This window comes from Methanosalsum natronophilum, from assembly GCF_024808815.1.
Lineage (GTDB): Archaea > Halobacteriota > Methanosarcinia > Methanosarcinales > Methanosarcinaceae > Methanosalsum > Methanosalsum natronophilum.
Window position 1 is genome coordinate 141,409 of sequence record NZ_JANUCS010000001.1, and the last position, 15,689, is coordinate 157,097.

The following is a 15,689-nucleotide window of genomic DNA, read 5'->3' on the forward strand; positions in this document are numbered from 1 at the left end:
TGTTATTGTCCTCCATTCATCATGCAGCTTGAATGCATACTATCAGATTCTTTTACAGCATCTGGATAAACCCTACTAAGGGATACTTTTGCATATTTTATAAGTTGAAGAATATGTCTTTTTGATGGACATACTGCAGAACATTTACCACATTCGATACAATTCATGACAAAAAGTTCCATACATTCATCATATCGTCCCCTATCAACTAAAGTTGCAATCCTTGCTGGTACTAAATCCACTGGACAATTATCAACACACCTTCCACAATGTATACATTCAATAGCTTCTAAAGTTTCCATATCTTCTTCATTCTGAACATATATGCTTATCATGTCCTTAGTTACCGGTACTTCATCTGTAAATTGTGCAGTTCCAGTTAATGGTCCATTGACTATCAGTTTTCCTGGCTCACCTACATAACCCTCACATGCCTCTATAACATCCTTTATTGGTGTTCCAATTTTCACTAAAATTCTTTGAGGTGTATTGACAGCTCCTGAAACTTTAATAACCGTTTCATAAAAGGGCTTTCCATCATTAATTGCATCATGTACAGCCTTTGCAGATTTCAAGCCACATATAGCAACTCCAACATCAGAAGGGTCACAGGTTTTAGATACTTTCCTACCAGTCACACGTTCAGTAAAGAGATTAAACAAACTTTTCCCATACATTGGTTTCTGTGAAACCACTACAATATCTGTATTCATGTCATCAAAGTAGTAGTCAATTTTTCTATTTCCTACTAAAGGAGCTACATGCACGTGTTCACCATTATAAGTAGTTCTCTCAAATGCATTTATTGATTCAGCATCATCATTACGTAATACAATAGCACCCTTTGAAACATTAGCAGCTTTCATCAAAATCTTTAATGAGCTTATTATGCTTGATGCATAATCACCTGGGTCCGAGTAATCACCTTGTATCCATTCAGAAGAGGTTGCATTGATTATCACAGTATCTATATTTTTATTTAAGGGAGCAAGTACCATATGAGTTGGTACCCCATAATTTTCAACTATCCCCGCATTCTTTATTGCTTCAATCAGTTCACTCGGATTTAAGTCATCTTGTTTAACAAAATCTACAGATCTTTGTTCTTCATCCGGTTGAACAATTATACTTTCAACCCTTTTGCCATTTGGATGCGGGACTTCTTCTATAGAAATAACTTCTCCTGCTACACTAGAATGAACACTCGCACAAAAAGGAGACTCATTACAATCTCCTATTTTTTGACCTACAAGTACTTTATCACCTTTAGCAACAAGAGGAGTGCAAATAGCTCCTTCATGTTGTTTTAAGGGGATAATTACTTTTTCAACCGTTTTATCCATTACCTCTATTTTGCTCAAACAAAACACTCCTTAATACGGGTTCTCTTTCAACTTGCCCAGGTGGCTGCCTAGGTAGTGTCATTGAAACATCTTCATCTGACCAGTTAGTTGGCGGATCAGTTTCTGCAGGATCTTCCTGGTATCCAAGGAATGCCCAGTCCATTGCTGGTCTTTCAACATGACAGCTTATGCAGTCATCTGGTTTTTCATCATTTACCGGGAAATGAGCTTCTTGTAAAAACTCAGAACCGGATACCCCATGACACCCATCACAAGATAGTGGATCATCCAAGCCAACTTTTGAGCCCGCAATGTTGTGGTATATCGGATAGTATAATTCTACTGTCCTAAGTATTGCATTTGGATAGTCTGGTTCGCCATCTCCAGATATATCAACAGACCTAATTTCCTCTTCAGTCACGGTTCCATCACCATCAATATCAGCCTGTTCAACATGAGATATTGGAATTGGATTGCCTACTGAAGTACTGGTATTTGGGTTTTGAACAATATCATCATCAATGCCCTTATCCCACCATGTTCCAGTAATAACATTAAATGGAGCCATCCTTACATCTTCATCTTCCTTACTATAAGGCATTGGTAGTCGATCATCACCTTCTGTGGGTTTATACCAGCCAATCATAGGTGTGGTGTCAGATTCACGAATAGTCTCTTTACGTTCACCGTCCTTCCACGAAAAACTTTCTAGAGGATATGAATTATCCATTCTATCAGCTCCTGCAAGCTTAGGTACGTGGCAAGATGTACAAGTCATGAACTCAAGGTGAGCGTCAGCCATTGGACCATGTGATATTCCTTCGTGACATCCACTTGCTGTACATGTAGGCATCTGGTTTGATAGCTCTTCATGCCCGGGAGGAGTTGTATCTTGCATGCTGCTGCCAATCTCATGATCATCTGTTATGTGGCAGTCTAAGCAGTTCATATCTCCATGAACGTCATAGCTCGAATGTGCATCCTCCGCCCATGTTACGGCAGTAGTTTTTGCTTCTTGAAGGTGACATGTTTGTGCACAGTTTTGATTTGAGGGTCCACCATAAATTGGATCATGAACCGCAATTATCACTGGTAATGGAGTTAAGACATCAGCTACGTAACTAGCGATATAAAACGGAGATTGTTCCAGATTTGATCTCGCCTCTTTGAATGCCTTTTCATTAGCTATCTCATAGTCCCCACTAATTAAAGCATCAGAGCGTTTATTAAAATCGTATTGACCTGTTTGATCATGGCAAATCAAACAATCAATATCTACACCAAAATCAGCTAATGGTCCACCACCAGGATGATTTATTCCTACATTCTCAATCCATCTCTGTTCACCATCAACTTCAAAATTAGTATTTGTTAAAGGTGACCAGCTAGTAACATCGGTTTGAACGTGATAAGACATTTCAGTCTCAGTATGGACATTATAATGACACCCTGCACATGTTTGATCGGACCACTTACCCTCGGTCATATAATGCTGTGCATGCGAATCATATCCTGAATATCCTAAATACGCGTTCACACCCGCAATAGCAAAAACAAAAACAGTAATTGCCACTAATATAATATCCAGTTTACTCATAATAATCACTCAGTCAGTCACTTACATTATTGGATGATTTGTTACTTTTTTTTTCAGATGCTTGTTCCAATTCTTTAATTACAACACTTATAATATTCCTTAACCTTTCTTTATTAAGAACTTGCATTTCATCTGAAACGTATTTATTCAAATCGAACCTTTTAGTTGTTTCAATTACATTAAAATCAAATATCTTAGACATTAAAGACTTCTTGCCAGTATATCCAATAAAACTCATATCAAGATGATTTCCAACATAATATGCTTTTATTTCAATTTTTTCTAAAAATGAGTTTTGTTTTCTGTAAATAAAATTAAAATAATTTTCAGCAAAATGATTTTCGACTATTACCCAACCATAGTCTTCAATAATTTGATTAATTGCAACCATTAGATATTTGTCTTTACCTGCCTTTTTAGTAAATTCTTTTTTAACTTCTTTATCGGCCATAATAAATACCTAAATTTCTCTTAAATTTGTAACATCAATAAATTTAACGTTACTTATAGGTTTCGAAGTTATTAGTATCATCTAAAGTTCAACCATTATTTAGCATAGATAGCTTAGTCTCTTACTTAGTCATATGGTTAATTTTAAACAATATGTCTCCATAGCAGAAATATATGAAGCTAAGAAATATTCTCGTTACTTTGGGGATAACAATCTTAATTGTAGGCATAGTTCTAATAGTTGCAGGTTTTGTATTTAGTGCAGATACTACAAACAAAGAAGTTGAAAAAGATTTTAAAACAACTCGCAACGTCATGAATACTCCTGTAACAATTTATGTAATTCATGAAAATGAGGAAGTTGCTCAAAGTGCAATCAATAAAGCTTTTGACAGAATGATTGAGATTGAAAACAAAATGAGCCACTTTAACCAAGATAGTTATATTGCGCAATTGAATGCTAAAAGCAACCTTGAAATTGCAGATCCCGATGTTTTATACGTTATTGATAGATCAAAGCATTATTCAGAAATTAGTGATGGTGCATTTGACATCACAGTAAAACCTATTTTAGACCTTTGGGAAAGTGCATTTGCACCGGATGGACCTAATGAACCACCAAATCAATCTCAAATTGATGAGACTTTACAACTCGTTGATTTCTCTTCGATAAAAATAGACAACAACCATATTAGGATGCAAGAAAATATGAGTATTGATCTTGGAGGAATTGCAAAAGGATATGCAGTCGATCAAGCTATACTTATATTAAAAGAAGAAGGTATCAAAAATGCATTTGTAACTGCTGGTGGAGATGGAAAATACATAGGAATAAACTCTATAAAGAATGAAAAATGGGTAATAGGTCTCCAAAACCCGGACAGAGATCAGGATTTTCTTACTCGTATGAAATTACAGAATATGTCAGTAGCCACAAGTGGCAATTATGAAAGATATTTCAGTGAAGAAGCACGAGTCTCTCATATAGCCGATCCAAGAACGGGCTATCCAGTAGACCACCTCATAAGTACTACTGTAATTGCTGATAAGGCAATAAGTGCGGACTCCCTTGCTACTGCCCTTTTTGTGATGGATCCTGATGAAGGGTTACAAATGATAGAAAGTATAGATTATGCAGAATGTCTAATAATTACAAAAGAAAAAGATAAGATAAGATCTAGTGGTTTTGAGAAGTATGAATTATAATATCTTACTGTAGCTCAAATTCATGAATAGTCTCATAAATTGGACCTGATGGGGTTAAAATACTTTTTTTTAATTTTACTGTATTAACCCTCATATTTCCAATATGTATATTTTTCAGCTTCCCATAAATAGATAAAAAATCTTTTTTTTCTGTCTTGCTAAGGTGCTTTATTCTGGAAATTGTTATATGAGGAATAAACTCTTTGTCATCTTTTGGAAAAGTTATTTTATTTAAACTATTCTCAATAGCATCATGCAGTTCAGTAAAGCTACCATCAGCTCCTACCCATAATACTTTAGGGGATGATTTTTTAGGGAATAAACCTAATTGCCCAATGCTAGCATCAAATCCAGCCATATTTAAACTACTCAATGATTCCAATACATTTTGCACTGTAGATTCTTTAACTTCACCTAAAAATTTCATGGTTATATGTAAATGAGATTGCTTTACCTGCTTTAATTTGAAAGTCGAAAATTTATTCTGAATTTCAAATATTCTTTCTTGATGTAATTGTGGAATATCTACAGCAATGAATATTCTAGGCATCATGATCACCTTTTGATTTAATTTTCATCTCATAAAACATGAATAAATCTATACTTAATATTGTTGCAATATCTGATTAAAGGTTCTGTAGAAATCTTTATGAAAACAATAATTTTAAAAGAATTCTTTCGACATTAGTACTCAATTTTTGCATTTTACTTTCTTTAATTGATTTGTTTACCATATTCTCTTTTCAAAGCTTGATGATTTTTCAAAAAAGGTTTTTTAGGTGGCAAATTTACTCATTAAATTCTTCAACCACTTATAAGATGATGGAAATCATATCTTTTGTTAAAAACATAATAATCTAAATTACCTGAAACTTGAAAGCCAGTAGAATAAATTTCTAAGCATTAATTGCGATGCTTATTTTCAGCTGTCAACACCTTTAATTCTATTCCTTAGTTAATAATAGTATTTCCGCCTGTATTTCCACTTGAATCAGCGCAGTTATGTATATTCTTTGACCATGGTAATAAAATAATTTTAGAGTTTATTTCAATATCTTTTACAACATATTAATTAAATTCTACTCATGATTTTTTGGATAGCTTACTTGTTTCACTCCTATTTTATCGTGTACATTATACATTAATTCAATGATTTTAACAACGATTCTATACATCTCATCTAATACTTTTTTTATTAGAACCAAGATCATTAGCTGGTGATGAGCACATCCCTTTGAGAATACTTACTGCTACACAATGAAAGGTAAAGTCTTTCTGATAAAGTAATACCTGTACAAATAAAGTTTAATTATTTACTGAAAAAAGTATTTATCCCTATCATTTCGTTTTGTCTTGTGTAACAAAAAATACAGGGAATTCATTCTCCTAATAATTTTAAGGTTACTTAGAATAGGAGATAGGACTTATACAGAGTCTGGTCTAATACATTTTATATATTATATGTAGCTAATATTGTACGAGGTCTGCAATGAGGAATACAAACATAATTATAGAAAATGCATTGGACTTGGCACATAAAATAGATGCTTGTGCAATAATTGTGTTTGGGGATTTACCAATAGACGAACATAATATCCAATGTGATATACCTATATATGTTATATCAAAACGACCTAAAAATTTCATTAAATATATGATTTCAGCAAGCATGGAAAGAACTCAGGACACTGATAATATCAGTTCTCAAATTTTCCAGGAAACTACAGGTAATATTGAACACTTGGAAAAGATTGCTGCCATCGAATATTTTTTAGATAGGGTAAGCCAAGGAGTGGTTCTAGGTTTAATAGAATCATTTGATTCAACCTCTATAATAGTTCATAAGATTGAAGAAAATCCTATTGTCAAAGTGATGGAAGAGTGCGAGGATAGAATCTCTTCTGATGTCCTAAAAGCCATATTGACTATTGCACTCGAAATAGCAGATGCTGGTAGAGAAGGGAAGAAAGTAGGAACAGCTTTTGTTGTAGGAGATGTAGAAGAAGTTCTAAAAAGGTCGCACCAAATAATTATCAATCCATATTATGGACATTCAGATAATGAAAGAAGTGTATTAAATACAGAAAATTGGGAATCAATCAAAGAATTTGCTCAAATAGATGGAGTTTTCATAATATCTGATGACGGATATATACATGCTGCTGGTCGATATTTAGATATTGATGCTAGAGATGTCTCAATTGATAAAGGTTTAGGTGGAAGACATGTATCCGCAGCTACGATCACAAGGGATACTGTTGCGCTAGCCGTAACTATTTCTGAATCTGGTGGTGTAGTTAGAGTCTACATGGATGGTATCATGAAATTCTCTATTGAAACTTCTGAGCGTGTAATTAAATTAAATTAAACTAGCTTCAAGCAATAAATTAGTATCTAGTTTGAAATTTACAGCAGTTAGTTGAGATTTTAATTTCCTAACTAGATGTCTTGTAAATATATAACTAGTAATGTCAGCTTCTAAGATCACTATTGCTAATACTTAATATTTTATTGAACTTTAAATCGAAGAAGTGCTGCAATACCACCAAGAGACATTAGTTTCTGACCTGGTTCAAAATCAGTGCTAAATACAACAATACGTCCTTGATTGTTTTCTACTGAAATTAAAAATTCATCTATATCCTCTTTTTCTCTTTTAGTCCTTAGCATTTCATCTGCAATTAGGAGCGTTTCAATGGATCCATAATTATGAGCTTGTAAAACTTGTTCATACCCATATTCTGCTTTTCCATTTGTAGATATTTCTTTTAATAATTCATCCATCAATTTTGATTCTCGAGCAATACGCGATTCTTCCATGATTCTATCAACTGCACCTCTTTTCAATACTTCTTGAAATCCCGACATACCTATTGATGAGGTATCCTCAACTAGAATCAGTTCTGATAGGCTTGGTTCTTTTTTGTTTAAATGATTTACAAAATCTTCTTTAGTAAATCCTGGTCCTGCAATAACAACTGATTCTGAACCCGTATGTAGTGTTAAAATTTGACCCAATATTTCATCAAAAAACACTTCCCTCAAGGTCCCTTCACCTTTTCCAGAAGATTGCGTGATATGAGAGTATGTTTCTATCCCATAGTGTCGCACTAGACCTATGTCTGCATCACCTTCCTCTAAACAAACAATGATTACTTTTGGTCTTTTAGAAGCTTTTTCAGCTTCCTTAATTCGTTCTAATTGATCTGATTTCCAGTTTTTGACTATAGATAGTTGAGTATCTTGCTCGATATTGAGTGTGTGGTATGATCCAATGTCCATCCCTGATTCGATAACACCATGTACACGTAATCTGTTAGCAAACTTATGGAATTCAACTTTTTCTACATTGACTCCAAGTCTAACTGTTTTTTTTTCAGATTTCTCAGGTCTAATTTTATCTGTTGAAACATCTGCTTTCCTTTTAGTAACAGAATAAACAATATCGCCATTTTCTATAATGTACTTCAAGTGCCAGAGATCATCTAAAGATTCGGTTACAAGTGAAACTTCTCCAATATTGCCCTTTAAGAAATGTTTTACTATTCTCATTTGAATTCTCCATTACCTTTCTAGCCAACAATCTCTGATCCACCTGGAGGTAACATCTTCGCAATCTTGTCTGGAGATGCAATTCCCCTAATAAAAGATGTATCTGAACCAGAGTCTATCCATAATCTGTAGATTTTTTTTGCTATATCGTTTTGGTTAAACTTTCCAGGACTTAATTTGACTATATTTGTACCGTGGTTATTTATTGCTGTGATTGGACCTCCTATAACCCGTGGTACCTTTTTATCGATACCTATTGCAGCATTAATTGGGACATTTTTATAATAGCTCCTAGTACCCCTAATGATAAATGAACCTTTTTTCACGTATTCACCTGATTCTGGTGTCTTTGAAACCTGTTCAGGCTTAACCAAGTAACAATCACCTTCAAAATAACCTAACTTCCACAGATTGGAATAAGATACAACAAACTCTGCAGCTTCATAAATTGTCTTTTCAGGGACATCACTCCCCTCCGTTTTTATAATGACTACTGGAGCACCAGGTGCCTGTGTATGTAAAAAGAAGTCCCTTTTTTCCATATATTTCTTCACTATTTCTTCGTTAGTATCAGCATCTCTACCGCCTATTATTAAAAAACCGTCTGAAGATATAAACCATCTAAAGCGCTCATACCAAGCCTCTTTACGCTTTATTCTTTTTTTGGTAGGTACATTTTTTTCTTTTTTCTTCATTGCTTTTTTAGTATCCTCTATAGCTTTAAGTGCTCCATCCTTTTTCCGAGTTACTTTTTTAGCATGTTTGTAATATTTTTCAGCATTTTGAGGAATAGAACGATTAATATCAAGTTCTATATTAGTACCATCTAAATCAAGAGTTATGATTCCTTTACTAGGATTAATATTAGTTATCCTGTTAGCAGCTTTAATTTTATTCTTCGACTCTTTGATGGTTCTTTTTATCTCATCCCAAGAATATCCATTCTCTCTTGCTGAATATAGAACGTTCATAATTTCTTCAATGATTTGGTAGTTAGAATAGATTTTCTCAGCCGCTTGAATATATTTATCTGTTTGTTCTTCAAACTTCTTAATTGCATCCTGTTGTTGTTTTAACCTTCGTTCAAACAGTCCCAGCTTTTCTTTTTTTACAGTATCAGTACTACCATTAATAACTGTCAACGCTGATTTGCCAAAGAATTCGTCCAATGCAAGATTAAAAGACTCAAAATATTTCTTCTCAAAGTCCTTAAAATATAAAAGCTCAAAAGGAGTTACATCAATAGGTTTTACGTCATTATTTTCATTCTTTAAAACTATATTAGGTTTAAGTAATCCTTCATTTAACGGAGATAATACAGACATCAATGAGCTGTGTACTTGTTCTACTTCTTCTTCTGAAATTTCTGTTGCTACACGAGATTTGTCGATGTTAGCTACTAAACATACCTCTTCTGCTAAAATACCCCCTAAATTCATTTTTGTAGCAACTGTACGTACAACATCACTGTTTGATGTAATGAACAGTTCTTTCAAGGTCGATATTGTTACATTTAAAGGGTTTGCTTTAGATTGGGGATACTCGTAGATTTCACCACTACGTATCTTTCTTCCTTTAAAAGTAACAGGTTTCATTGGGAGTATTATTTTTCGCTTTTCATCAAGTAGAACAATATTTCCCTTAGCAAATAGTTCAATAACCAAAACCGTTTTTACTCCACCACGTACTATATTCAGTTCAATAATCCTATCAAAGTCATGTTGATTGATACCTACAATTTTTCCACCCATTAGATGTTTTCGCAGCAACATGGGAAATGATTGAGCTACTTTTGGATTTGATGGTAAATACTTACTGATATGTGCTCTTTTTCCGGCCTCTAGCATCAGATTATCGCGGCCAACTTCTGGAATGAAAATGCTAATTCGTATTGAATCTGGTGTTGGCTGATATATTTTCCCAACCTTAGCTTCTAACAAGCTTTTAGGTCCATGGTTCCACTCAAATACTATAGCAGAGACATCAACACTAGACATTTCATTTTTCATAGTCTATATAATCGGACAGTAGACTATATTAGGTTTGTCCATCAATTCCAATAAACCTAACAGAATATCCTGGTAAATACAAATATATAAAGGCTTAAAAAAACAGTACAACATTGATAACTTAGTAAACCATATTCTCATTTAACAGGAATCGATAAGGCATGGATAGTAGAACAAGAAGCTATATCAAAAAGAAATTTAAAAGCTATTACAACAACTTTCCGTTGTATTTACCACACGATTTCAAAGATAGAGAATGGGGATTCATACTTTTAGATGAGGCTTTCAACGCTTTCATGAGAAGACATAAATCATTTGGGAGTGAAGGAGAACTTCATGAATATCTTACTAGTATGATTCCGGCTCATTGTTATTACTCAGTAGCTTATTATAAATATCCTTCAGCTGCTAACATGTCAGATAAGGGATGGAGCGGTTCAGACTTAATCTTCGACCTAGATGCAGACCATCTTCCAAATGCACCAAATAATTATTCTGAAATGTTAGATAATGTAAAAGTAGAAACTTTAAGGTTATATGATTTCCTTACCAAAGACTTTGGTTTTTCTGAAGATGATATTCAAATAATATTTTCAGGCGGGCGCGGTTATCATATCCACATCACAGAGGATAATATTAAAGACCTTGATAGTAATCAAAGAAGAGAAGTTATTGACTACCTTAGTGCAAAGGGTTTAAACTTAAGTCATTTGTTTCACCATAAAAGATTTGTACCTGAACTGCAAAAAGATGGGGACGATTTGGATCTAAATATAAATAGTGGGTGGAGAAAGCGATTAAACGCCTATATTATCTCATACTTACAAGATAGTCTTGATAGCAGCAACGCACTTGAAGTTCTAACAAGTCATAAGGGAATAGGGGAAAGAAAAGCATCAATGATAATAGACCTGTGTAAAGATAAAAAAGAGCTTAATAAAATAAAAGAAGGTAATTTCAATAGCTTGTTTAATATAGATAAAAACTTAATATTGAGTATAGCTGAACAAGGTATTGAAAAGATAAGACTTAACATAGATGAGCCCGTGACTGCTGATATTAAACGCTTAATTAGACTTCCTGGGTCATTACATGGAGGTTCTGGTCTGAAAGTAATACCTTTAACTTACTCGCAGCTGAAAGATTTCAATCCTCTAGTTGATGCAATTGTTTTCAATGAAACACCAACTTTAATAAATATACAGACGGAACAAAAATTTGAATTAAATGGCATGAAATTTGACCTTGATGTGGGTATCCAAGAAATACCTGAATTTGCTGCTATATATTTAATGTGTAGAGGAGTTGCTGAACATGAATCGTGACGATCTAAAACAAAAGTTTCGAGAAGAAAGAAATGCAGCATTACAACCTCTTCCGTCTGACTTCTACACCAATGCAGCTGCTTATGTGAGAAACTTAGAAGATGAAATCAAGGATGTAAATAATCCGAGATCAGTTGAAGCTAAAATGCTAGAGGATGAGCTACAGAGTGCAATTGCAGATATTGAAAATATCTTTATCAGAAGAATCAGAAAAATAACTACTAGAGCAACATCTCATGCCTTTTCAAACACAACAACAGAACATGACCTTGACAAATTACTAAAAGAAGAACAAGATGTCTACAATTCAACACTTAAGGCAATAAACAAGGCGCGTACTAAATTATTAGAGCCTATTTTAGATCCAAAAATAAGTGAAAGTCAGTCAATAAATTCGACTGAAATTATAAAGGAACAAGAAAGCAGCCATGCTCATAGTTCTGCTAAAGAGGCAAACTTAAGTTCAGAAGAAGATATAGCTAAAAAAGAACATATAATTGATAAGGATAATACTTCAGAAAAAAAAATTGAAACTGAAATAAGCAAAAGTAATATAAATAAAGAATACGATGTTGTCCGAATACTGAAAGATATACCAGAATTTCTAGCTATGGATAACAGAACTTATCAATTAAAAACTGAAGACATAGCAAGCCTACCTTCATTGAATGCAAAAGCATTAATTAAAAGGGGAGCTGCCATATCAATTCCTAAATAGTAACTAACAAATAATCGATAAACAAAAAATAGGTGTATTTAATGAAAATCCCAAAAAGATTTAAAACACATTGCCCATTCTGCAAAAAACATACAGAACACATGGCAGAGAGGGTCAAGAAAGGTAGAGCATCGACTCTTACAAGAATTACAAGACAAAAAAATCGCCAAACAGGTATAGGCAACAGTGGAAAATTCTCTAAAGTGCCTTCCGGAGAAAAGCCAACCAAGAGAATTGCACTAAAGTATAAGTGTCTTGAATGTAATAAGGCACATCAGAAACCATGCTTTAGAGCTAAAAAGTTTGAATTCAAGGAATGAGTATAATGGATACCCCTAAAAGTCGATTTTTAAGAGTAAAATGCAACGATTGTGAGAATGAACAAGTAATATTTGGTAGTGCAAGTAGAAAAATAACATGCCTTGTATGTGGAAGAACACTTGCAGAACCTACTGGCGGTAAGTCTACAATAACAACACATATACTAGAAGTTTTGGAATAAATACATATGAAGTGATAATGGATGGAAGACCAAAGCAGATGGCCAGAAGTTGGTGAACTAGTAGTATGTACTGTGAAAAATGTTACCGACTTTGGTGCATATACGACCTTAGAAGAATATGAAGACAAAGAAGGTTTCATTCACATATCCGAAATTAAAGCGGGATGGGTAAAGTACGTACGAGATCATGTAAGAGAAGGGCAAAAAATAGTTTGTAAAGTTTTAAATGTAGACCCTTCAAGACGTCATATTGACATGTCTTTAAAAGACGTAAATGAACACCAAAGACGAGAAAAAATTCAAGAATGGAAAAATGAACAAAAAGCTACAAAATGGTTACAGTTCGCTGCAGAAGAAACAAAAACTAATGAAAAAGCCATTGTTGACGTCCAAAATCAGTTCTATGACCAATTTGGTAGTGCATATTCTGCTTTTGAAGAAGCTGCAATTAACGGTTCCAATGCTTTCAAGGACTTAAAAATAGGTGAAGAATTGCAGGAAAGTATTGTTAAAATTGCAACAGAAAACATAAAATTACCATTTGTTAACATAACTGGATATGTAGACCTAACAAGCTCCTTACCTAATGGAATTGAAATCATTAAAGATTCCCTTAGAGCAGCATCAGAAGTTGAAGAAGAAGGTGTCAGGCTGGACATAAGCTATACGGGAGCTCCAAGATATAGAATTAAAGTAATAGCGCCCGATTATAAAATAGCTGAGACTGTTCTAAAGAGAGCATCTAATGCTGCAGTGGATCATATACATGAATTAGGTGGTAAGGGTCAATTCCACAGACATATAGATACGGCAGCTAAAGTGTGATTATTTGTGGGTAATAAGATTCGTAGATGTTTTGAGTGCAAAATATACACCTTAGATAATAATTGTCCTAAATGTGGTTTAAAAACCAAGAATCCTGGCCCTTCTAAGTTTTCACCAAAAGACCCTTATGGAAAGTATAGAAGAAAGGGGAAGTATAAAGGAGTAGAATGAGGATGTACGAAACTGAAGTTATAAGACTTAAAGAAGATATTGAACTTAAAAATCCAATTTTAATAGTTGGTCTTCCTGGGGTTGGTCATGTAGGTAAATTAGTGGCAGAACATCTTATAGAAGAACTTGAATCTGAAAAGATAATTGAAATATATTCTCCACATTTTCCTCCACAAGTTATCGTAAATGATGATAATACCATTCGTCTAGTAAATAATGAGATTCATTTATGTAAACTAGAAGATAGGGACATTTTAATACTTGTAGGTGACCACCAAAGTTCGAGCACTGATGGACATTATGAACTTTGTGGGATATATTTAGATATAGCCGAAAGTATGCAAGTGAATCAGATATATACGTTGGGAGGATTTCCAACAGGGCAGCTTAACTACAAAGACGAGGTTATATGTGCGGTAAACAACTCCTCAATGGTAGATGAACTGAAAGAGTCAGGTGTGGTTTTCAAGAAGGGTGAACCCGGTGGAGGGATTGTCGGCGCTTCCGGTTTGATATTGGGATTAAGTCATTTTAGAAATATTGATGCTGCGTGCCTAATGGGAAAAACTTCTGGATATATAGTAGATCCTAAAAGTTCACAATCATTACTTAAGATTCTGAGTGCACTTTTCAATTTTGAAGTCGATTTAGGACCTCTTGAAGAGAGAGCAAAAGAGATGGAAAAAATTGTTGCCAAGCTAATGGAAAAAGAGCAACAAAAGGTAATGCAAGAGGATGATTTAACATATATTGGATAATGATCTAATGATTATTAATGCAGATCTCCATATTCATTCAAAATACTCCATGGCAACCTCCAAAAAAATGGACTTAACTACAATTGGAGAAGAAGCTGCAAAAAAAGGTATAAATTTAGTTGGTACAGGTGACTGTACTCACCCATTTTGGTTAAAAGAAATCAAAGAACATTCAACCGATGATTCTACTATCAAAATAGGTGATACTAGTTTTGTACTAACTACTGAAATCGAAGATATTAATCGTGTACATCATCTCCTGTTAATACCAACTATATCAAAAGCTGAAGAACTTATAGAAACTATTAGTAAATATGGGAACCTTGAAGCTGATGGTAGACCTACTGTAAAGTTAGATGGTTGCGAAATTGCAGAGATTGCAAAAAACATTGAAGCTTTAATTGGACCATCACATGCATTTACTCCATGGACTGCAATTTATGCAGCACACGATTCACTCATGAGTTGTTATAAGGATATGACCAGTTATATCTCTTTCTTAGAGCTTGGTTTAAGTGCTGACACCAATTATGCTGATCAAATCAAGGAATTGCATGACTTAACATACCTAACAAACTCTGATGCACATTCACCATGGACTAATAAATTAGCCCGTGAATTCACTTCTTTCAATGTCCCTGAAGAATCTTTTGATGGAGTTAAATCAGCAATACTTAGAAAAAGAGGATATGGTGCAAAGTTGAATGTTGGTTTTTATCCGGAAGAAGGAAAATATAACCAAACTGCATGTACACGCTGTTTTAAACAATATAATCTAAGTTCGGCAAAGTCACATGGATGGAGATGTCCTGAAGATAATGGGCTGATTAAAAAAGGGGTATCTGATAGAATAAGCGAGTTAGCTGACCTAGATTTAACCTCACATCCTGAACATAGACCAGAATATATGCATCTTATACCTTTATCGGAAATAATAATGATGGGATTACAACATTCAAGTATCAGTACTAAGGGTGTTACAAATGCATGGAACAAATTGATCAATAAATTTGGGAGTGAAGTGAACATTCTTATAAATGCTGATATAGAGGAATTAAACATAGTAGATCAAAAAATAGTTAATGCAATTGAATCTTTTAGGAAACGTGAACTTATAATACATCCAGGTGGCGGTGGAAAGTACGGTTGGCTGGAATTACCTGCACCTTCGGATAAGAAATTTGAAAAGGTTCAAACCAAAGGACAGGCTAATTTATTAGATTATTAAAATAA

At 34.0% G+C, this 15,689-nt stretch carries 16 protein-coding genes; 10 read left to right on the forward strand and 6 right to left on the reverse strand.

The features are described from left to right. Positions 1-2 precede the first annotated feature (2 nt). From rnfC to J2T59_RS00755, 3 genes are read right to left on the reverse strand one after another with little or no spacing between them, the layout of a single operon-like run. Positions 3-1,370 carry an Rnf electron transport complex subunit RnfC gene (gene rnfC / locus J2T59_RS00745; protein ID WP_374761062.1) on the reverse strand — a complete coding sequence of 456 codons (1,368 nt, stop codon included), beginning with the start codon at positions 1,368-1,370 and terminating at the stop codon, positions 3-5. After that, entirely contained in the window at positions 1,336-2,940 is a 1,605-nt protein-coding gene (gene mmcA, locus J2T59_RS00750; protein WP_259133103.1) for a methanogenesis multiheme c-type cytochrome, read from the reverse strand. Before mmcA ends, rnfC begins: the two co-directional genes overlap by 35 nt. 13 nt (positions 2,941-2,953) lie before the next feature. Continuing rightward, on the reverse strand, positions 2,954-3,391 hold the full coding sequence (locus J2T59_RS00755; RefSeq protein WP_259133105.1) for a hypothetical protein: 438 nt from the start codon (positions 3,389-3,391) through the stop codon (positions 2,954-2,956). A 173-nt stretch (positions 3,392-3,564) separates the two neighbouring features. Here J2T59_RS00755 and J2T59_RS00760 point away from each other — a divergent pair, with 173 nt between their 5' ends. Continuing rightward, positions 3,565-4,596, forward strand: coding sequence for an FAD:protein FMN transferase (locus tag J2T59_RS00760; RefSeq protein ID WP_259133107.1), 1,032 nt, complete (start codon positions 3,565-3,567; stop codon positions 4,594-4,596). 4 nt (positions 4,597-4,600) lie between these two features. On the opposite strand, the gene thpR is transcribed toward J2T59_RS00760, so the two are convergent. Further along, positions 4,601-5,149, reverse strand: a complete 549-nt coding sequence (gene thpR / locus J2T59_RS00765; protein WP_259133109.1) for an RNA 2',3'-cyclic phosphodiesterase — start codon at positions 5,147-5,149, stop codon at positions 4,601-4,603. Between the two features lie 936 nt (positions 5,150-6,085). On the opposite strand from thpR, the gene J2T59_RS00770 reads away from it, so the two are divergent. Next, positions 6,086-6,964 carry a DNA integrity scanning protein DisA nucleotide-binding domain protein gene (locus J2T59_RS00770; protein ID WP_259133111.1) on the forward strand — a complete coding sequence of 293 codons (879 nt, stop codon included), beginning with the start codon at positions 6,086-6,088 and terminating at the stop codon, positions 6,962-6,964. Between the two features lie 140 nt (positions 6,965-7,104). Here J2T59_RS00770 and J2T59_RS00775 read toward each other — a convergent pair whose 3' ends face one another. Together J2T59_RS00775 and rqcH are read right to left on the reverse strand one after the other, a co-directional pair. Beyond that, a complete protein-coding gene (locus J2T59_RS00775) occupies positions 7,105-8,148 on the reverse strand; it encodes an mRNA surveillance protein pelota (protein WP_259133113.1) in 1,044 nt (347 codons plus the stop codon). A gap of 20 nt (positions 8,149-8,168) precedes the next feature. Then, a complete protein-coding gene (rqcH, locus tag J2T59_RS00780; protein WP_259133115.1) occupies positions 8,169-10,157 on the reverse strand; it encodes a ribosome rescue protein RqcH in 1,989 nt (662 codons plus the stop codon). A gap of 161 nt (positions 10,158-10,318) precedes the next feature. Here rqcH and priS point away from each other — a divergent pair, with 161 nt between their 5' ends. The 8 genes from priS to J2T59_RS00820 are packed head-to-tail and all read left to right on the forward strand — an operon-like array spanning position 10,319 to position 15,684. After that, entirely contained in the window at positions 10,319-11,482 is a 1,164-nt protein-coding gene (gene priS, locus J2T59_RS00785) for a DNA primase catalytic subunit PriS (RefSeq protein ID WP_259133116.1), read from the forward strand. Continuing rightward, positions 11,472-12,200 carry a DNA replication complex subunit Gins51 gene (locus tag J2T59_RS00790; RefSeq protein ID WP_259133117.1) on the forward strand — a complete coding sequence of 243 codons (729 nt, stop codon included), beginning with the start codon at positions 11,472-11,474 and terminating at the stop codon, positions 12,198-12,200. Before priS ends, J2T59_RS00790 begins: the two co-directional genes overlap by 11 nt. Before the next feature lie 41 nt (positions 12,201-12,241). After that, on the forward strand, positions 12,242-12,520 hold the full coding sequence (locus J2T59_RS00795; RefSeq protein ID WP_259133118.1) for a 50S ribosomal protein L44e: 279 nt from the start codon (positions 12,242-12,244) through the stop codon (positions 12,518-12,520). Then, positions 12,517-12,702, forward strand: coding sequence for a 30S ribosomal protein S27e (locus J2T59_RS00800; protein ID WP_259133119.1), 186 nt, complete (start codon positions 12,517-12,519; stop codon positions 12,700-12,702). The genes J2T59_RS00795 and J2T59_RS00800 overlap by 4 nt, the downstream gene beginning before the upstream one ends. Positions 12,703-12,723: 21 nt before the next feature. After that, a complete protein-coding gene (locus J2T59_RS00805) occupies positions 12,724-13,527 on the forward strand; it encodes a translation initiation factor IF-2 subunit alpha (protein WP_259133120.1) in 804 nt (267 codons plus the stop codon). Between the two features lie 6 nt (positions 13,528-13,533). Then, positions 13,534-13,698 carry an RNA-protein complex protein Nop10 gene (locus tag J2T59_RS00810; protein WP_259133121.1) on the forward strand — a complete coding sequence of 55 codons (165 nt, stop codon included), beginning with the start codon at positions 13,534-13,536 and terminating at the stop codon, positions 13,696-13,698. Positions 13,699-13,700: 2 nt separating this feature from the next. Beyond that, the gene (locus J2T59_RS00815; protein WP_259133122.1) at positions 13,701-14,456 is read left to right on the forward strand and encodes a proteasome assembly chaperone family protein; all 756 of its coding nucleotides are present in this window, start codon (positions 13,701-13,703) and stop codon (positions 14,454-14,456) included. A gap of 7 nt (positions 14,457-14,463) precedes the next feature. Beyond that, the gene (locus J2T59_RS00820) at positions 14,464-15,684 is read left to right on the forward strand and encodes a TIGR00375 family protein (RefSeq protein WP_259133123.1); all 1,221 of its coding nucleotides are present in this window, start codon (positions 14,464-14,466) and stop codon (positions 15,682-15,684) included. The last annotated feature ends 5 nt before the right edge of the window (positions 15,685-15,689 follow it).